The organism is Streptomyces sp. LaPpAH-108, from assembly GCF_000373625.1.
Classification (GTDB): domain Bacteria; phylum Actinomycetota; class Actinomycetes; order Streptomycetales; family Streptomycetaceae; genus Streptomyces.
Window position 1 is genome coordinate 904,899 of record NZ_KB891987.1, and the last position, 15,599, is coordinate 920,497.

Below are 15,599 nucleotides of genomic sequence, written 5' to 3' on the forward strand. Positions count from 1 at the left end.
TATGGGCGGGAAGTCGGGGAAATTCTCAACTCGCTTGTCCCGTACGTTGATTGGATGAGGAGAGTGCATGGGTGACACACCACGTTCCGGGACGGTCCTGGTGGTCGACGACGACGCGGCGATCCGCCGCTCCCTGGAACGCGGGCTCCGGCTGAACGGGTTCGCGGTGCGCACCGCCCCCGACGGCGCCCGTGCGCTGGCCGCCGTCACCGAGGAACCGCCCGACGTGCTGGTGCTCGACGTGTCGATGCCCGGCCTCAGCGGCATCCAGGTGTGCTCCCGGCTGCGCGCCGAGGGCCGCGAACTGCCCGTGCTGATGCTCTCCGCGCTGGACGAGACCGCCGACCGCATCGCCGGGCTCCAGGCGGGCGGTGACGACTACCTCGTCAAGCCCTTCGCCCTCCAGGAGCTGGTGCTCCGGCTGCGTGCCCTGCTGCGCCGCAGCCCGCCCGCCGACCGCGCCCTGCTGCGCGCGGCCGGACTCGTGATCGACCCCGCCGCCCGCACCGCCGTCCGCGACGGCCGCCAACTGGAGCTGACCCGGCGCGAGTTCGGCCTCCTGGAGGTGCTGGCCCGCAACGCCGGTCTCGTCCTCACCCGCGACCAGCTCCTGGAGCGCGTCTGGGGCTACGACTTCGAGGTGCGCACCGACGCCGTGGACACCTTCGTCAGCTATCTGCGGCGCAAACTGGAGGCGGGCGGCGCGTCCCGGCTGATCCACACCGTGCGCGGGGTCGGCTTCGTCCTCAGGGAGACGCCGTGAAGCTCTCCACCCGGGTCGGCCTCGCCGTCGGCTGCACCGTCCCGCTGCTCGTCCTCGCCTCCGGCTGGCTGCTGCTGCACCTGGTCGCCCACGACCTGCGGAGCGCGGGCGCCGAGCATCTGCGGCAGCGGGCCACCGCCCTCGCCCCGGACGCCCGCGCCCTGCTGCGCGCCTCCGCGGGCGGTCGCCCCCGGGTGGCCGACGTCCGCGAGCGGCACCTGTTCAGCGCGGCCCTCGACGTGGGCGTACGCGTCGAGGGCGCGGGCACCTCCTTCAGCGGGGGTCCGCAGCCCGGCGGCTCGGCCCGGCTGCCCCGGCCCGGCGCCGGACCGGTGACCGTCCGGGACGGCGCCCGCACCTGGCAGGTCCTGGCCCGGCAGGTCCGCGCCGGGAGCGCACGCGGCACGCTCTGGGTGTTCGCGCCCGACACCGCGAGCCGCGCCCAGGTCCGGCTCGTACGGCGCCGGGTCGTGCTGACCGCGCTGCTCGCCGCGCCGCTGTCCGGACTGCTCGCCTGGGGCGTCGCGAGCGGCGTGAGCGCCCCGCTGCGGCGTCTGACGCGCCGTACGGCCGGGCTCGACCCGCGCACCAGCGGGGACCGGCTCGGCCCGGAGCGCACCGGGGTCACCGAGGTGGACGAGCTGGCCGCCACCCTGCGCACCGTCCTCGCCCGCTACGACGAGCAGGCCGCGCGCACCGCCGAGGCGCTGGACACCGCCCGTTCCTTCTCCTCCGCCGCCGCGCACGAGCTGCGCACCCCGCTGATGAGCATGGGCACCAATCTCGACATCCTCGGCTTCCCCGGCCTGCCCGACGGCGACCGGGACGAGGTGCTGGCCGACCTCCGGCTCGAACACGCCCGCCTCCTCGGTCTGTTGGTGATGCTGCGGGAGCTGGGGCGGGGCGACCTGGTGGAGGCGGAGACCTTCGCGCCCGTGGACCTCGGGGACGTCGCCGACGCGGCCGTGGCCGAGGCCCGCCGCCGGGACCGGGACGCCGGGATCACCCTGGACGCGGAACCCGGTCTTTCGGTGCACGGCTGGGAACCGGGGCTGCGGCTGCTGCTCGACAACCTGCTCGGCAACGCGCTGGCCCACGGCCGCGACGCGACGGGCGCCGCCCGGATACGGGTGAGCGTCCACCGCGCCGGGCACGACGCCGTCCTCGCCGTGACCGACCAGGGCCCCGGCATACCGCGCGAGGCCCGCCCACGGGTCTTCGAGCGGTTCCGGCGCGGCCCGGACAGCACGGGCTCCGGCCTCGGCCTCACCCTCGTCGCCCAGCAGACCGCGCTGCACCGGGGGAGCGTGGTCGTCGCCGACGGCCCGGACGGGGCGGGGGCGCGCTTCGAGGTACGGCTGCCGCTCGGCGGTCCGGCACGGCCCGGCCGCCGGGACTGGCTCATCGGCACCGCGGCGCACGGCGGCACAGCGGGGACGAACCGGTCACAGAGTTTCCCCAAAGAAGCCTCCTAGCTTCGTCCGCGACGGACGGCCGAGGCGGCCGTCCCGGAAGCGAAGGAGAGGCACATGCCCACACGACCGCAGGCCCGCACCCTCCTGGCCGCACTCGCGACCGCGGCACTCCTGGCGGGCTCGGCGGGAGTCGCCTCGGCCGCCGACGCCACGCCCATCCCGAAGGCCGCCGGGCCCACCGGGGACGGCGCCCAGGTGCTGTGCAAGCGGGTGCCCAAGATCGACCGGCGGCTGCACCGCGCCCTGAAGCGGCTGGACGCGGGCACGGCCCGGCGCGGCTCGGTGGCCCGGCTCCAGCAGCGCGTGGACAACGCCAGGAAGGCCGACCACTCCGAGGTCGCCGGCTTCCTCCAGGACCGGCTGGACTTCCGCACGTCGCTGCGGACCAATCTGGAGCAGCGCCAGAAGGACCTGAACTCGGTCAAGGACTGGTGCGCGAAGAACGACGACGGCAAGGCGGGCAGCTGATGCGCACGGCCCGGCGGACAGCGGCGGCCGTCCTGCTGACGGCGCTCGCGGCCCTCGCCACGGGCTGCGGCCATGACGACGCCGCGACGCCCCCGGGCGCCGGAAGCCCGTCGGCGACCGCCATCTCCACCGCCACGTCCACCTCCGCCCCGTCCGGCTACGCGGACATGAAGAAGAAGGTCGACGCGGCCGAGTCGGCGGCGGCCGAGGCCGACCGCGACGCGACGAGCGACGCCGACAAGTAGCGGGGGAGCGGGCCGGGACACGTCAGAGGTCCCGGCCCCTCGGGCCTCCGGCTCAGCGCTCCCCGCCCGGCACCCACAGCACGTCCCCGGTCTCCTTGTTCGCCGTGCGGGCCAGGATGAACAGGAGGTCGGAGAGGCGGTTGAGGTAGGTCGCGGTGAGGGGGTTCATGGTGTCGCCATGCGTCTCCAGGGCGGCCCAGGTGGACCGCTCGGCGCGCCGTACGACCGTGCACGCCTGGTGCAGCAGGGCCGCGCCCGGGGTGCCGCCGGGCAGGATGAAGGACCGCAGCTTCTCCAGTTGCTCGTTGAACCGGTCGCAGTCCGCCTCCAGCCGGTCCACGTAGAACTGCTCGACCCGAAGCGGCGGGAACGCGGGGTTCTCCACCACCGGCGTCGACAGGTCCGCCCCCACGTCGAACAGATCGTTCTGCACGCGGGTGAGGACCGTGACGATCTCCTCCTCCAGGCCGCCCAGTGCGATGGCGGTGCCGATCACCGCGTTCGCCTCGTTGGCGTCGGCGTAGGCCGAGATCCGCAGATCCGTCTTGGCGGTCCGGCTCATGTCGCCGAGGGCGGTGGTGCCCTGGTCGCCGGTCCTCGTGTAGATACGCGTCAGATTGACCATGCGGCCAGCGTAGTTACGCCCCGGCCGTCCGGAACACCCGTGTGCCCACCGCCACGGCCAGCACGGCGAACCCCACGCCCACGAGCGAGCCGTAGAGCATGTGCGCGCTCGCGTACCGGCCCACATAGGCGTCGCGCACCGCGTCCACCAGATAGCGGAACGGGACGAGGTGCGAGAGCACGTCCAGCCAGCGCGGCGCCAGCGTCATCGGCAGCATCAGCCCGGACAGCAGCATCGACGGCATCGACACGGCGTTGACCAGCGGGCCGAACTCCTGCGGGGTGCGCGCCTTCAGCGCGATCGCGTACGACAGCGAGGCCAGCGACACCGTCAGCAGGGCCACGAAGGCGAAGCCCACCAGGATGCCGGGCAGCGGTGCGCGCAGCCCCATCGCCAGCGCGGCCAGCACCAGCAGCACCGCCTGGAGGACGAGCACCGTGGCATCGCGCAGCACCCGCCCGAGCAGCAGCGCGAGACGGCTGACCGGGGTCACCCGCAGCCGCTCCAGCACGCCCTGCTGGTTCTCCATGATGATGCCGAAGCCCGCGAACAGGGCGCCGAACAGCGCTAGTTGGAGCAGCAGTCCGGGGACGAGCACCTGCCAGGAGCTGCCCTGTCCGCTCAGCGGCAGCCGGGTCAGCAGGGGCCCGAAGAAGACCAGATAGAGCAGCGGTGCCAGCAGGCCGAAGAGCAGGCCGAGCCGGGAGCGCAGGGACTGGCGCAGAGAGCGGCCGTAGACGAGGGCCGTGTCGTGCAGAAGCATGGGAGGTCCTGGGTGTCCTAGACGGCGACGGGGGCGGAGTCGGCGGGGGCGGGGCCCCGGCCGGTGACGGCGAGGAAGGTGTCCTGGAGCGTGGCGTCGAGCGAGCCGCCGTACTCCAGCTTGAGCGCGGCCGGGGTGCCCTCGGCCGCGACCACGCCCTTGTCGACGATCACGAGCCGGTCGGCCAGGGCGTCGGCCTCGTCCAGGTAGTGGGTGGTCAGGAAGACGGTCGTGCCGTGCTCGTCGCGCAGGCGGCGGATCAGCTCCCACAGGTCGGCGCGGCTGCCGGGGTCGAGACCGGTCGTCGGCTCGTCCAGGAACAGCACCTTGGGCCGGTGGGTGAGGGCCATCGCGATGTCCAGGCGGCGGCGCTGGCCGCCGGAGAGCGCCCCCGCCTTGCGGTCGAGCAGGCCGGTGAGGTCCAGCTCGCGGGCCAGTTCCCCGGCGCGGGCGATCGCCTCGGCCCGGGACAGCCGGTACAGCCGCCCCTGGGCGACCAGCTCCTCGCGCACCCCGATCTGCGGGTCGACGCCGCCCGCCTGGGCGACGTAGCCGCACACCCGGCGCACTCCGGCCGGGTCGGTCACGAGGTCGTGCCCGGCGACGGCCGCCGTGCCGCCGGTGGGCCGCAACAGGGTGGTGAGCATGCGCAGGGTGGTGGTCTTGCCCGCGCCGTTGGGCCCGAGGAAGCCGAGGATCTCGCCCTCGCGCACGGTGAGGTCGACGCACCGTACGGCCTCCACGGGGCCTGTCTTCGTCCGGAAGGTGCGGGCCAGTCCGGCCGCGCTGATGACTGCTGCCATGCCCACAGAAAAACAGAGAGACCCTAAAATTGCAACGACTCCAAAATTTCAGAGACTCCACCCAGAGAGGGGCCGATCTACGATGACGGCATGGCAGAGGGGCTCAGGGAGCGCAAGAAGCGCGAGACCAGGCAGCGGATCTCGGACATCGCCACCGGACTGTTCCTGGAGCGCGGCTTCATGACGGTGACGATGACGGACGTGGCCGAGGCGGCCGACGTCTCCGTGAACACGGTCTACAACTACTTCCCCGCCAAGGAAGACCTCTTCTTCGACCGCGCCGACTCCCTGGTCGACCGGCTCACGCGCTGGGTGCGCGGCCGGGACGCCGGGGAGTCCGCCGCGCGCGCCGTCCTGCGCGAGCTGCGCGGCGAGGTCGAGGCCGTCTCGCCCCGTCTCGGCCTGGTGCGGGGGTACGACCGCTTCATGCGCGTCATCCACGAGGCGCCGCCCCTGCGGTCACGGCTGTGGACCCTCCAGCAGGAGATCCAGGACCATCTGGCGGCCTCGCTGCGCGAGGAGACCGGCGCCGCCGCCGACGATCCCCGGCCCGCCCTGATGGCCGGACAGATCTGCTGGGCCGACCAGACGGTCTTCGCCGCCATCGGCCGCGCCATGCTCGCCGGACGCGAACCGGCCGAGGTCTCGCGCGAAGTGCTCGTCCTCCTGGACGACATCGAGGAGCTGCTGAGCGAGAAGGTCCTCAACTACGCGATCCGCGAACCCCGCTGACCGCACCGCCCGCCAAAGGGTGCGAAAGCGTACGGATTTGACGCCCCGGGACCGCCCCGCAGCCGCCTCGGCACGACCGGACCGGAACGTGACGGGTGTCTCACGCCCTGAGACCGTGACACGCGTTACTTACGGTCCTCACGGCCGCGCCCGAGCGCTAATGTCCGCCGAGAGGAACCATAAACAGCGCGTAAGGGGTGTGGGAGTGGCTGGGAAGCTCGCCGTCATCGGAGCCGGGCTCATGGGGTCCGGGATCGCCCAGGTCGCCGCTCAGGCAGGCTGGGACGTCGTCCTGCGCGACGTCACCGACGAGGCGCTGAAGCGCGGGACCGACGGCATCCGGGCCTCGTACGACAAGTTCGTGGCCAAGGGCAAGCTGGACGCGGCCGACGCCGAGGCCGCCCTCGCCCGGATCACCCCCACCACCGACCTGGACGCGGCGGCGGACGCGGACATCGTGATCGAGGCCGTCTTCGAGAAGCTGGAGATCAAGCACGAGATCTTCCGCGCGCTCGACAAGATCGTGCGCCCGGACACCGTGCTCGCCTCCAACACCTCCGCCATCCCGATCACCAAGATCGCGGCCGTCACCGAGCACCCCGAGCGCGTCGTCGGCGTGCACTTCTTCTCGCCGGTGCCGATGATGCAGCTCGTCGAGCTGGTCCGGGGCTACAAGACCAGCGACGAAACCCTCGCCACCGCGCGGGAGTTCGCCGAATCGGTCGGCAAGACCTGCATCGTCGTCAACCGCGACGTCGCCGGGTTCGTCACCACCCGCCTGATCTCCGCCCTCGTGGTCGAAGCCACCAAGCTCTACGAGTCCGGCGTCGCCACGGCCGAGGACATCGACCTCGCCTGCAAGCTCGGCTTCGGACACGCCATGGGCCCGCTGGCCACCGCCGACCTCACCGGCGTGGACATCCTGCTGCACGCCACCGGCAACATCTACACCGAGAGCCAGGACGAGAAGTTCGCCCCGCCGGAGCTGATGCGCCGGATGGTGGACGCCGGTGACATCGGCCGCAAGAGCGGGCAGGGCTTCTACACGTACTGATCCGTACACATCCGGACACACACCCCCGGAGTATCACTCTCGGGGGTGAATTCGGTATCGGTTCGCTTACAAAGAGCAACCGCTCTGCCACTGACACAGTCAGACGGTGCACAGCACCGACACGGAGTACGCCACTCGCACGCAACGGGGAGCGCATATGTACATCAGGGGCGACCACGCCGAGCTGGTCGTCGGGGGCCGCCTCGACGTCCGCAGCGCGGCGGACGCCCGTACGGTCCTGCACGCGGCCGTCGACCACGGGATCGGCGATCTCGTGCTCGATCTGTCGGAACTGGACTCCTGGGACGCCACCGGGCTCGGGGTGATCATGGGCGCCCACCGGCGGGCCGGCCGCTGCGGGCGCCGTCTGGTGCTGCGCGACGTGCCCGCGCAGATGCAGCGCCTGCTGGTCGCCACCCGGCTGCACCGCATCCTCGCCATCGAGGGCGGCATCGGCGTCGAGTCGCTGCCCCGGGTGTGACCGGCGGGCAGTAACGGTCCTTCCTGTGCGCGCGGTTCGCCGCGGGAAGCCGCAAGGCCGGACACGGACGCCCAACCGCACGTCGGGGGCATTCCTCACCGGACCGTGATCTCTCGGACCCCCCGGCACCCCGCTCTGTCGCGGACACCGTCCGAAGGTTTAAGGTTCGGTCGCCCGCTGCCTCGCATCCCTTCGAGCGGGCCCGGACCAGAAGCGACAGCGCGATGTGCGGCAGGCCGGTGGGGGCCGAGACAGGGCACACGACGCTTTTGGGGAGAACCCATGGACCCGATCACTCCGGGAGCCGAGGAGCACGACCGGGCGCCGAGCCGCCGGCCGCCCCGCGACTCCCTCACCGCCCACCTCGTCCAGAGCGCCCCGGCCCTCGTGCGGACGACCCGGATCGTCTCCGGCGACTTCCTGCTGACCGTCAACCCCGTCGACGGCAGCGAGATCGCACCCGTCCCGCCCGGCACCCCGGGCACCGGCACGCCCCGCAAGCGCAGCGCCGAGGAGCGCGCCGAGGCCGAGTACGCCGCCCTGCCGCCCGGCGCCGAGGACTTCGAGGTCGAGCTGCTGGCCCGTCAGGAGCTGCGCGAGAGCCTGGTGCGGCTGCTCACCCGGGGCCGCTCCGTGCGCCTGACCGGCGCGCCCGGCGCCGGTCGCACCGCGCTGCTCGACCTGGTCGCCGAGGACTGCACCGACGTCGCCCCCGACGGCGTGGTCCGGCTCACCGGCGCCCACCGCACCGCCGACGACCTGCTGCGCGACCTCTTCCACACCGTCTACGACGCCCCGCACCAGCGCCCCGAGCCGGACGAACTGCGCGCCCTGGTCAAGGAGATCGGCGCCGTCGTCGTCGTGGACGACCTCGAGTTCGGCGGCGCCTCCCTCGCCGACCTCCTCGACTCCGCCCCCGAGTGCGCCTTCCTGCTCGGCGCCACCCCCGACATCCCCGCCCCCGCCGCCGACCTGGAGGTCGAGGAGGTCGAACTCCCCGGCCTGGACCGCAAGGCGAGCGTGGAGATCCTGGAGCGCACGCTCGGCCGCGCCCTCACCGAGGAGGAGTCCAACTGGGCGGGCGACCTGTGGTTCGAGTCCGAGGGCCTGCCCCTCCGGTTCGTCCAGGCGGGCGCCCTGCTCCGGCAGCGCGAGCAACTGCGCGCGGGCGCCGGGGTCGTGGACGAGTACGGCGTCTTCCAGGACGTACGGCCCGCCGTCGAGGCGGTGTTCGGCAGGCCCGTCGAGGAGGACGAGGCCGAGGAGGTCCCGCTGCCCTCCCTCGGCGAGGCCGCCGCCCCCGCCCCGCTGCTCGCCTCCCGGCTCAGCGCCTCGGCCCGCGCCACACTCCGCTTCGCCGTCGCGCTGGAGGGCGAGGTGCCCCACCAGGCCCATCTGCCCGCGCTGGTGGGGGACACCCACGCGGACGCCGCGCTCGCCGAGCTGTCGGCCTGCGGCCTGGTCTCCCGCGCCGGTGCCCGCTACCGGCTCGCGACCAGCGTGCGCACCCAGCTGGAGGCCGCCGGATACGGCGACGACGCCGCCGGGCACGCCCTCACCGCCGCCCGGCACTACGCCTGGTGGGCCGGTCACCCCTCGGTCGCCCCCGAGCGCGTGTGCGCCGAGGCCGACGCCGTGCTCGCCGCCCTCGCCCTGCTCGCCCCCGCCGTACGGCCGCGGCCCGAGGGCGACGGCGAGGCGAACGCGGAGGACGCCGAGGAGAACTGCGCGGTACGGCTCGCCCACGCGGCCTGCGCCGCCTTCGCCGCCGGACTGCACTGGAACGCCTGGCAGCGCACCCTGCGGGTCGGCGCCGAGGCCGCGAGGCTCGCCGGTGACACGGCCGAACAGGCTTACTTCCACCACGAGTTGGGCGTACTCGCGCTGTGCGAGGGCCAGTTGGACCGGGCCCGTACCGAACTGGAGACCTCCCAGCAGCTGCGGACCGCGCTCGCGGACAAGCGGGGCACCGTCGCGGGCCGCCGCGCCCTCGCGCTGGTCGCCGACCGCGCGGGCGATCTGCCCGCCCTGGCCGCGCTGACGGCCGCCGAGGCGTCCGAGACCCGCTCCGACCCGACCGTCCCGGTGCCCGTCGCGCTGTACGGCTCCTCCGGCGCGGGCACGGTCACGATGAGCCCGGCCGCCGAGGACGGCCGCCCCGGGTTCCGCAGCGTGGCCCGGCGCAATCTGGTGGCCGCCGGGTCCGGCGCGCTCCTCGTCGCCGTGCTCGGCACGGTCGTCACGCTCGGCATGACCTCGCAGCAGAACGCCGACCGCGATCCGGCGGGCAGCGTGGAGATCGACCCGTCCGCGACCCAGGGTCTGGACGACGGCAACCTGGGCGCGGTGCCGAAGAAGGACGACGCCAAGGCCCGCCACACGTCCGCCCCGAGCGCCCGCTCCACCGACCCGGGCCCCGACGGCACCCTCGGCACCGCCGACGACCCGACCCCGTCCGCACCGGCCACCACGGCCGCCGCCGACCCGGGGGAGACGAAGGGCACGGGCGGCGGGAAGCACTCCGAGAAGCCGGAGCCGAAGCCGAGCCGGAGCACCAGCAAGCCGCCCACGAAGCCGACGTCGAAGCCCAGCGGGTCGCCGAAGCCGACCAGGACCCCCACGACCCCGCCCCCGACGGAGACGGCGGACCCGACCCCGACGGAGACCGATTCCGACCCGGAGACCTCCACCTCCGCCAGCGGGCCCGCCTCCGCGAGCGCGTCACCCGTGGAGCGGGGCTCCGCCGATCCGTCGAGCAGCGGCCCCGGCGAGGTCATCTGACCCGGGCGGCCGGGGCGGCCACCGCAGCGCTACGGGATCAGAACAGCCGCAGCTTGTCGTCCTCGATGCCGCGCATCGCGTCGTAGTCGAGGATCTGGCAGTTGATGCCCCGGTCCGTGGCGAGCACGCGGGCCTGGGGCTTGATCTCCTGGGCGGCGAAGACACCGCGCACCGGGGCGAGGTGCGGGTCACGGTTGAGCAGTTCGAGATAGCGGGTGAGCTGCTCCACGCCGTCGATCTCACCGCGCCGCTTGATCTCGACCGCGACCGTGCCGCCGTCGGCGTCCCGGCACAGGATGTCGACCGGGCCGATGGCGGTCATGTACTCGCGGCGGATGAGCGTGTAGCCCTCGCCGAGCGTCTCGATGCGGTCGGCGAGCAGCTCCTGGAGGTGCGCTTCCACGCCGTCCTTGATCAGACCGGGGTCCACCCCGAGTTCGTGGGAGGAGTCGTGCAGGATCTCCTCCATCGTGATGATCAGTTTTTCGCCCGCCTTGTTGATGACGGTCCAGACCCCGCTGTCGTCCCCCGTGCCCTCCTTCAGGGTGCAGGGCGGCGACATCCAGTTGAGGGGCTTGTAGGCCCGGTCGTCCGCGTGGATGGAGACGCTGCCGTCCGCCTTGACCAGGATCAGGCGGGGAGCCGAGGGCAGGTGGGCGGTGAGCCGGCCGGCGTAGTCGACCGAGCACCGGGCAATGACGAGACGCATGGTCGGCAACGCTACTCGACGCGCCCCCGTGCACGCGATTCGCCCGGAGTCCGTTCCGCACCGCCCGCCCCGATCGCCCAGTGGGCCACCCTATTTGTCCCTGGAAACTCTTGTTCATCCCTGGCCGATTGTGACCGCAGAGCGACCGTTCCATATACGCATTCTGCTGGTGTGGTCACCGACGGTTGCCTACCGTAGGAATCGGGGGGCGCGGTAGGTGTACCGATCGTCCGGATGTCGCGTACTCCCACATCTGTCCGGCAACCCCTGCCCGTCGGGGGTGCGAGAGGAGAACCCATGTCGCTCGACGTCTCACCGGCCCTACTCGAAAAGGCCGAGCGAGGCGAGGTCGACGACGCAGAATTCGTCGACTGCGTCCGGACCTCCCTGCCTTTTGCGTGGGAGATGATCAGCGCCCTGGTGGCCCGGCTGAAGGTGGACGGCGGACCCTTCGCCGACAACCAGACGCCCCCGCCGGACGAGCACGCGCGCGGTGAGCTGCTGCGCGTGCTCGCGAGCGACGCCATGCGCGGCGCCCTGCAGCGGCACTTCGGAGTGCGGCTCGCCTTCCAGAACTGCCACCGGGTGGCGGTGTTCCCGCTCGACCCCTCGGCCGACGAGACGCTGGCCCGATTCACCTCGGTGCGCAGCCAGTTGCTCAACCAGTCGCCGGAACTCCGGGACTGCTGACGGCCCGGCCGGTCTGCCGCTCCGCCCCGCGCAGCCCGCGCGGCGCCGGAGCGGCGGGCACCCCGGCGGCCCGCGCCGGACGGCCGCTCAGCGCAGCTGGGGCAGCACCTCGGCACCCAGGCGCCGCAGGTTCTCCTCGGTCGCGTCCAGATCGCCCGACCCCTCGGTCAGCAGGGCGAACCGGGAGATACCGGTGCGCTCGGCCGTCGCCGCGAGCCGGTCGGCGGCGAGCCGGGGAGTGCCCACCGGGTGCAGCCCGCAGAGCAGTTCGGTGTAGGCGAACGGGTCGCGCATCACGCGGGCCCTGCCGTCCACCGTCATATGCGCGTCGAGACCCTGTTTCAGCCAGCCCGGCATCGCCTTCAGCAGCGTCTCCACCGCGTCCGTGCGCCGGTCCGCGAGCTGGCAGACCCCGGCCGAGACGTGCGCGGCCCCGGAGATCTCCTCCCCGGAACGGCCCGCCGCCCGCGCCTGCCGCCGCCACAGCCCGACCATCTCCGCCTTCTCCTCGTCCCCGATGTGCATCCCGAGCAGCATCGGCAGCCCGCGCTCGGCGGCCAGCCGCACACTCGCGGGCGAGGTGCACGCGACGACCACCTCGGGCCCCGGCGTCTCGGTCAGCGACTCCGAGGGGCGCGGTACGACGGGCACCTCGCGGAACCGGTACCGCTCGCCCGAGGCCCCCACCGACGGCTCCCGCAGCCAGCGCAGCAGCAGGTCAAGCGACTCCGGGAAGCCGCGCTCGTACGCCCCGAGGCCGGTGCCGAACACCTCCAGGTCGACCCAGGGGCCGCCGCGTCCCACCCCGAGGGTGAAACGGCCGCCGCTGGTCAGATGCAGCAGCGCCGCCTGTTCGCCGACGGCGACCGGGTGGGCGGTGGGCAGGACGGTGACCGCCGTGCCGACCCGGATCCGGCGGGTGCGGCCGAGCAGCAGGGCGGCCAGGGTGATCGCCGACGGGCAGGTCCCGTACGGCACGAAGTGGTGCTCGGCCAGCCATACGGCGTCCAGTCCGGCCTCGTCGGCCACCTCCGCCGAGCGGACCGCCCGGTGCAGGGCCTCCCCGGGCCCCTGGCCCGGGAACTGGGCCGCCAGGACAAAACTTCCTACACGCATCGCACTTCCCGCTTTCTCGGCTCCGACCGGAGCTCCCCCGCTCTCGGCATAACCACATGACACGTGCCCAGGACACGGCTCGGCAGGGGGATTTGCGGATTGTCTGCAGAATGGTCGGTTCTCTGCTGGAATGGATCGCCCCTGAAGGGGACTTGTGCGGGTTGGTTCTTTACGCCTGCCCGCCGGGGCGCCGCGTAGGCTGGACGCGGACCGTACTTCCTGTATAGCCCCGAGAGGTGTCCCGTGTCCCCGCGTCGCAACCGACCGAAGGCAGCCGGAGCGTCCGGCCGCAGCGCCGAGGACGACGGAGCCGGCCGGTACGGCGGCTGGCAGGCCAGCGAGAGCTGGCGGGGCGAGGACTGGAGCGTGCGCCATGTCGCGGGGGCGAGCGCCGAGGGCAAGACCTACCGCTGCCCCGGCTGCGACCAGCTGATCCCCTCCGGCGTCCCGCACGTGGTGGCCTGGCCCGAGCACGCGGGCGTCGACGACCGCAGGCACTGGCACAAGGCCTGCTGGAACGCGAAGGACCGCCGCACCACGAGGGTGCGACGGCCCGGTGGCGCGCCGAGGTTCTGACCCGGCGCGGACTCCCGTCCGCAGGGCGTCCGGAGGTATCCGCGGGGCGTGGGCTACACGTCCCGGGTCCGCAGCAGCGCGTACGCCGCCGCGTAGGCCGCCCCCGTCACGCCCAGCATGATCCACAGCGGCTCCCAGCCCGAGGGCCCGGAGTGGCTGAGGGTGTTGTCGTAGAAGACGCCCATCTGGCTCGGGATCGAGTACTCCAGCAGCAGCTCCTGGACCCGCTCCAGCGAGGACGTGTTCATGAACAGGGCGATCACCAGCGGGGCGAGCACCGCGCCGATCATGAGGGTGATGGCGCCCGCCGAGTGCCGGATCATCGAGCCGACCAGCAGCGAGATCAGCCCGATCAGCGCGATGAAGAGGCTGATGCCGACCGTGGCCTTCAGCCAGTCCTGGGTGGTCGGCGACTGCACGCCCTGACCCTCCAGGAGGGAGGTCTGCACCAGGGCCGTCACGGTCACGGTCACCAGCGTCACCACGAACGCGAGGGCGAAGAACACGATCGACTTCGCGGCGAGCACCCGGCCCCGGGTCGGGCACGCCGTCATCGTCGTACGGATCATGCCCGTGCCGTACTCCGAGGCCGTCGTCAGCACGCCCAGCGTGATCACGCAGACCATGCCGAGCAGCAGCCCGAAGAAGCCCATGGCGAGCGCGGTCGAGCCGGACAGCTCGGCGTTGGTGCCGTTCAGGGCGAGCGCGACCAGCAGACCGATGCCGAAGACGAGCAGGACGAACACGCCGAGCGTCCAGATCGTCGAACGCACCGACTTGATCTTCGTCCACTCCGAGGCCAGCGCGTGCCCGAGGTGGGTGCGCACGATCGGGATGGGCGAGCTGTAGCCGGGGTACGGACCGCCGCTCACGGCGGCCGAGGGTGCCTGGGGCAGCGAGGTCTTGTGCGTGCTCATCGGGCGTCCTCGGGCTGGGTCGGTTCGGCGGATGCGGCGGCCTTGTCACCGGCCCCGCCCGGCTGCGCGGGCTCGGCGGCCGGGGCCGGCTGCGGGGCCGGGGGAGCGGCGGCGGGCGCGGGCTGCGGCTGAGGGGCCTGTGCGGGCGCCGCGTACGGGTTCGGGGCCCCGGCACCCACCGGCCCGTACCCGCCGCCGTACGGCCCGGGGGCCGGGCTCTGCGGGGCGTACGGGGTGCCCGGCTGGGGCGGCGGCGGGGCGTACCAGCCCGGCTGGCCCTGGCCCGGCACCGGCATCGGGGGCTGGATGCCCGGCGGCAGCGGCTGCTGGAGGCCCGAGCGCTGGTCGGTGGTCGAGCGGTAGTCGACCACACCCTGGGTCATCCGCATGTACGCCTCCTCCAGCGACGCCTGGTGCGGGGACAGCTCCCACAGCCGGACGTCCGCGCTGTGCGCGAGGTCGCTGATGCGGGGCAGTGCGAGGCCGGTCACCCGCAGCGCGCCGTCCGGCTCCGGCAGCACATGGCCGCCCGCCTCGGTGAGCGCGGCCGTCAGCTTCTCGCGCTGCTGCGGCTCGCTCTCGGGGGTGCGCACCCGCGCGAAGTCCGCGGAGTTGGCGGAGATGAACTCCGTCACGCTCATGTCGGCCATCAGCTGGCCGCGCCCGATCACGATCAGATGGTCGGCGGTCAGCGCCATCTCGCTCATCAGATGCGAGGAGACGAAGACCGTACGGCCCTCGGCGGCGAGCGCCTTCATCAGATTGCGCACCCAGAGGATGCCCTCGGGGTCGAGGCCGTTGACCGGCTCGTCGAAGAGCAGCACCTGCGGGTCGCCGAGGAGGGCCGCCGCGATGCCGAGCCGCTGGCCCATGCCGAGCGAGAAGCCCTTGGAGCGCCGCTTCGCCACCTCCTGGAGGCCGACGACCCCCAGCACCTCGTCCACCCGGCGGGCCGGGATGCCGGACAGCTGGGCCAGGCTCAGCAGGTGCTGGCGGGCCGAGCGGCCCCCGTGCACCGCCTTGGCGTCGAGCAGCGCGCCGACCTGGCGGGGGGCGTTGGGCAGCTTGGCGTAGGGATGGCCGCCGATCGTCACCGTCCCGGCGGTGGGGTTGTCCAGCCCGAGGATCATCCGCATGGTCGTGGACTTGCCCGAGCCGTTGGGCCCGAGGAAGCCGGTCACCGCGCCCGGACGCACCTGGAAGGAGAGGTTGTGCACCGCGGTCTTGTCACCGTAGCGCTTGGTCAGGCCTGCCGCCTCGATCATGCTCCGCACCCATCGGAAGGTTCAGGACAGCGGGGCGCACGCCCCCGTAAGGGTTAGGAGGATAACCGGGCGCTGACGGTTCCGCCCAAGAGAAAGTAAAGCCAGAGCTTCACCCGGCGTGTCCGAAAGTGTCCGG

Annotated in this window: 17 protein-coding genes; 10 read left to right on the forward strand and 7 right to left on the reverse strand. The window is 73.0% G+C overall.

Annotated features, from left to right (window positions below; translation table 11 throughout):
* Nucleotides 1-67: 67 nt before the first annotated feature.
* The 4 genes from B079_RS0104185 to B079_RS0104200 are packed head-to-tail and all read left to right on the forward strand — an operon-like array spanning nucleotide 68 to nucleotide 2,951.
* Nucleotides 68-763 carry a response regulator transcription factor gene (locus B079_RS0104185; RefSeq protein ID WP_018544523.1) on the forward strand — a complete coding sequence of 232 codons (696 nt, stop codon included), beginning with the start codon at nucleotides 68-70 and terminating at the stop codon, nucleotides 761-763.
* A complete protein-coding gene (locus B079_RS0104190; RefSeq protein ID WP_018544524.1) occupies nucleotides 760-2,238 on the forward strand; it encodes a sensor histidine kinase in 1,479 nt (492 codons plus the stop codon). The genes B079_RS0104185 and B079_RS0104190 overlap by 4 nt, the downstream gene beginning before the upstream one ends.
* A gap of 54 nt (nucleotides 2,239-2,292) precedes the next feature.
* Complete coding sequence (locus B079_RS0104195) at nucleotides 2,293-2,706, forward strand: hypothetical protein (protein ID WP_018544525.1); 414 nt, start codon at nucleotides 2,293-2,295, stop codon at nucleotides 2,704-2,706.
* Nucleotides 2,706-2,951: a hypothetical protein gene (locus B079_RS0104200; protein WP_018544526.1), complete on the forward strand. Its 246-nt coding sequence runs from the start codon at nucleotides 2,706-2,708 to the stop codon at nucleotides 2,949-2,951. The genes B079_RS0104195 and B079_RS0104200 overlap by 1 nt, the downstream gene beginning before the upstream one ends.
* Nucleotides 2,952-3,003: 52 nt before the next feature.
* Here B079_RS0104200 and B079_RS0104205 read toward each other — a convergent pair whose 3' ends face one another.
* From B079_RS0104205 to B079_RS0104215, 3 genes are read right to left on the reverse strand one after another with little or no spacing between them, the layout of a single operon-like run.
* The gene (locus B079_RS0104205; protein ID WP_018544527.1) at nucleotides 3,004-3,576 is read right to left on the reverse strand and encodes a cob(I)yrinic acid a,c-diamide adenosyltransferase; all 573 of its coding nucleotides are present in this window, start codon (nucleotides 3,574-3,576) and stop codon (nucleotides 3,004-3,006) included.
* A gap of 13 nt (nucleotides 3,577-3,589) precedes the next feature.
* Nucleotides 3,590-4,339, reverse strand: a complete 750-nt coding sequence (locus B079_RS0104210; protein ID WP_018544528.1) for an ABC transporter permease — start codon at nucleotides 4,337-4,339, stop codon at nucleotides 3,590-3,592.
* Nucleotides 4,340-4,356: 17 nt separating this feature from the next.
* Entirely contained in the window at nucleotides 4,357-5,142 is a 786-nt protein-coding gene (locus tag B079_RS0104215; protein WP_037801245.1) for an ABC transporter ATP-binding protein, read from the reverse strand.
* A 90-nt stretch (nucleotides 5,143-5,232) separates the two neighbouring features.
* Here B079_RS0104215 and B079_RS0104220 point away from each other — a divergent pair, with 90 nt between their 5' ends.
* The 4 genes from B079_RS0104220 to B079_RS0104235 all read left to right on the forward strand — a co-directional run bounded on the left by B079_RS0104220 (nucleotide 5,233) and on the right by B079_RS0104235 (nucleotide 10,190).
* The gene (locus tag B079_RS0104220) at nucleotides 5,233-5,874 is read left to right on the forward strand and encodes a TetR/AcrR family transcriptional regulator (RefSeq protein WP_018544530.1); all 642 of its coding nucleotides are present in this window, start codon (nucleotides 5,233-5,235) and stop codon (nucleotides 5,872-5,874) included.
* Between the two features lie 205 nt (nucleotides 5,875-6,079).
* The gene (locus B079_RS0104225) at nucleotides 6,080-6,928 is read left to right on the forward strand and encodes a 3-hydroxyacyl-CoA dehydrogenase family protein (protein WP_018544531.1); all 849 of its coding nucleotides are present in this window, start codon (nucleotides 6,080-6,082) and stop codon (nucleotides 6,926-6,928) included.
* A 157-nt stretch (nucleotides 6,929-7,085) separates the two neighbouring features.
* Nucleotides 7,086-7,409, forward strand: a complete 324-nt coding sequence (locus B079_RS0104230; RefSeq protein WP_018544532.1) for an STAS domain-containing protein — start codon at nucleotides 7,086-7,088, stop codon at nucleotides 7,407-7,409.
* A 282-nt stretch (nucleotides 7,410-7,691) separates the two neighbouring features.
* Entirely contained in the window at nucleotides 7,692-10,190 is a 2,499-nt protein-coding gene (locus B079_RS0104235; RefSeq protein WP_018544533.1) for an ATP-binding protein, read from the forward strand.
* Between the two features lie 37 nt (nucleotides 10,191-10,227).
* Here B079_RS0104235 and nucS read toward each other — a convergent pair whose 3' ends face one another.
* Nucleotides 10,228-10,899, reverse strand: coding sequence for an endonuclease NucS (gene nucS / locus B079_RS0104240; RefSeq protein WP_018544534.1), 672 nt, complete (start codon nucleotides 10,897-10,899; stop codon nucleotides 10,228-10,230).
* Between the two features lie 297 nt (nucleotides 10,900-11,196).
* On the opposite strand from nucS, the gene B079_RS0104245 reads away from it, so the two are divergent.
* Nucleotides 11,197-11,589 (forward strand): SCO5389 family protein, encoded by a 393-nt coding sequence (locus tag B079_RS0104245; RefSeq protein ID WP_018544535.1) that lies wholly within the window; start codon nucleotides 11,197-11,199, stop codon nucleotides 11,587-11,589.
* Nucleotides 11,590-11,676: 87 nt separating this feature from the next.
* Here B079_RS0104245 and B079_RS0104250 read toward each other — a convergent pair whose 3' ends face one another.
* Nucleotides 11,677-12,705, reverse strand: coding sequence for an LLM class flavin-dependent oxidoreductase (locus tag B079_RS0104250; protein WP_018544536.1), 1,029 nt, complete (start codon nucleotides 12,703-12,705; stop codon nucleotides 11,677-11,679).
* Between the two features lie 243 nt (nucleotides 12,706-12,948).
* Here B079_RS0104250 and B079_RS0104255 point away from each other — a divergent pair, with 243 nt between their 5' ends.
* Nucleotides 12,949-13,281 (forward strand): hypothetical protein, encoded by a 333-nt coding sequence (locus B079_RS0104255; protein WP_018544537.1) that lies wholly within the window; start codon nucleotides 12,949-12,951, stop codon nucleotides 13,279-13,281.
* A 53-nt stretch (nucleotides 13,282-13,334) separates the two neighbouring features.
* Here the strand turns inward: B079_RS0104255 and B079_RS0104260 are convergent, their stop codons facing one another.
* Together B079_RS0104260 and B079_RS0104265 are read right to left on the reverse strand one after the other, a co-directional pair.
* Nucleotides 13,335-14,198: an ABC transporter permease gene (locus B079_RS0104260; RefSeq protein WP_018544538.1), complete on the reverse strand. Its 864-nt coding sequence runs from the start codon at nucleotides 14,196-14,198 to the stop codon at nucleotides 13,335-13,337.
* Nucleotides 14,195-15,463, reverse strand: coding sequence for an ABC transporter ATP-binding protein (locus tag B079_RS0104265; RefSeq protein ID WP_018544539.1), 1,269 nt, complete (start codon nucleotides 15,461-15,463; stop codon nucleotides 14,195-14,197). Before B079_RS0104265 ends, B079_RS0104260 begins: the two co-directional genes overlap by 4 nt.
* Between the last annotated feature and the right edge of the window lie 136 nt (nucleotides 15,464-15,599).

What these genes read in the sequence shown, in the direction of transcription:
- nucS (WP_018544534.1), bottom strand. Translation starts at nt 10,899, where the DNA reads ATGCGTCTCGTCATTGCCCGGTGCTCGGTCGACTACGCCGGCCGGCTC.
- B079_RS0104195 (WP_018544525.1), top strand. Translation starts at nt 2,293, where the DNA reads ATGCCCACACGACCGCAGGCCCGCACCCTCCTGGCCGCACTCGCGACC.
- B079_RS0104260 (WP_018544538.1), bottom strand. Translation starts at nt 14,198, where the DNA reads ATGAGCACGCACAAGACCTCGCTGCCCCAGGCACCCTCGGCCGCCGTG.
- B079_RS0104215 (WP_037801245.1), bottom strand. Translation starts at nt 5,142, where the DNA reads ATGGCAGCAGTCATCAGCGCGGCCGGACTGGCCCGCACCTTCCGGACG.
- B079_RS0104250 (WP_018544536.1), bottom strand. Translation starts at nt 12,705, where the DNA reads ATGCGTGTAGGAAGTTTTGTCCTGGCGGCCCAGTTCCCGGGCCAGGGG.
- B079_RS0104210 (WP_018544528.1), bottom strand. Translation starts at nt 4,339, where the DNA reads ATGCTTCTGCACGACACGGCCCTCGTCTACGGCCGCTCTCTGCGCCAG.
- B079_RS0104200 (WP_018544526.1), top strand. Translation starts at nt 2,706, where the DNA reads ATGCGCACGGCCCGGCGGACAGCGGCGGCCGTCCTGCTGACGGCGCTC.
- B079_RS0104220 (WP_018544530.1), top strand. Translation starts at nt 5,233, where the DNA reads ATGGCAGAGGGGCTCAGGGAGCGCAAGAAGCGCGAGACCAGGCAGCGG.
- B079_RS0104235 (WP_018544533.1), top strand. Translation starts at nt 7,692, where the DNA reads ATGGACCCGATCACTCCGGGAGCCGAGGAGCACGACCGGGCGCCGAGC.
- B079_RS0104230 (WP_018544532.1), top strand. Translation starts at nt 7,086, where the DNA reads ATGTACATCAGGGGCGACCACGCCGAGCTGGTCGTCGGGGGCCGCCTC.
- B079_RS0104265 (WP_018544539.1), bottom strand. Translation starts at nt 15,463, where the DNA reads ATGATCGAGGCGGCAGGCCTGACCAAGCGCTACGGTGACAAGACCGCG.
- B079_RS0104245 (WP_018544535.1), top strand. Translation starts at nt 11,197, where the DNA reads ATGTCGCTCGACGTCTCACCGGCCCTACTCGAAAAGGCCGAGCGAGGC.
- B079_RS0104205 (WP_018544527.1), bottom strand. Translation starts at nt 3,576, where the DNA reads ATGGTCAATCTGACGCGTATCTACACGAGGACCGGCGACCAGGGCACC.
- B079_RS0104185 (WP_018544523.1), top strand. Translation starts at nt 68, where the DNA reads ATGGGTGACACACCACGTTCCGGGACGGTCCTGGTGGTCGACGACGAC.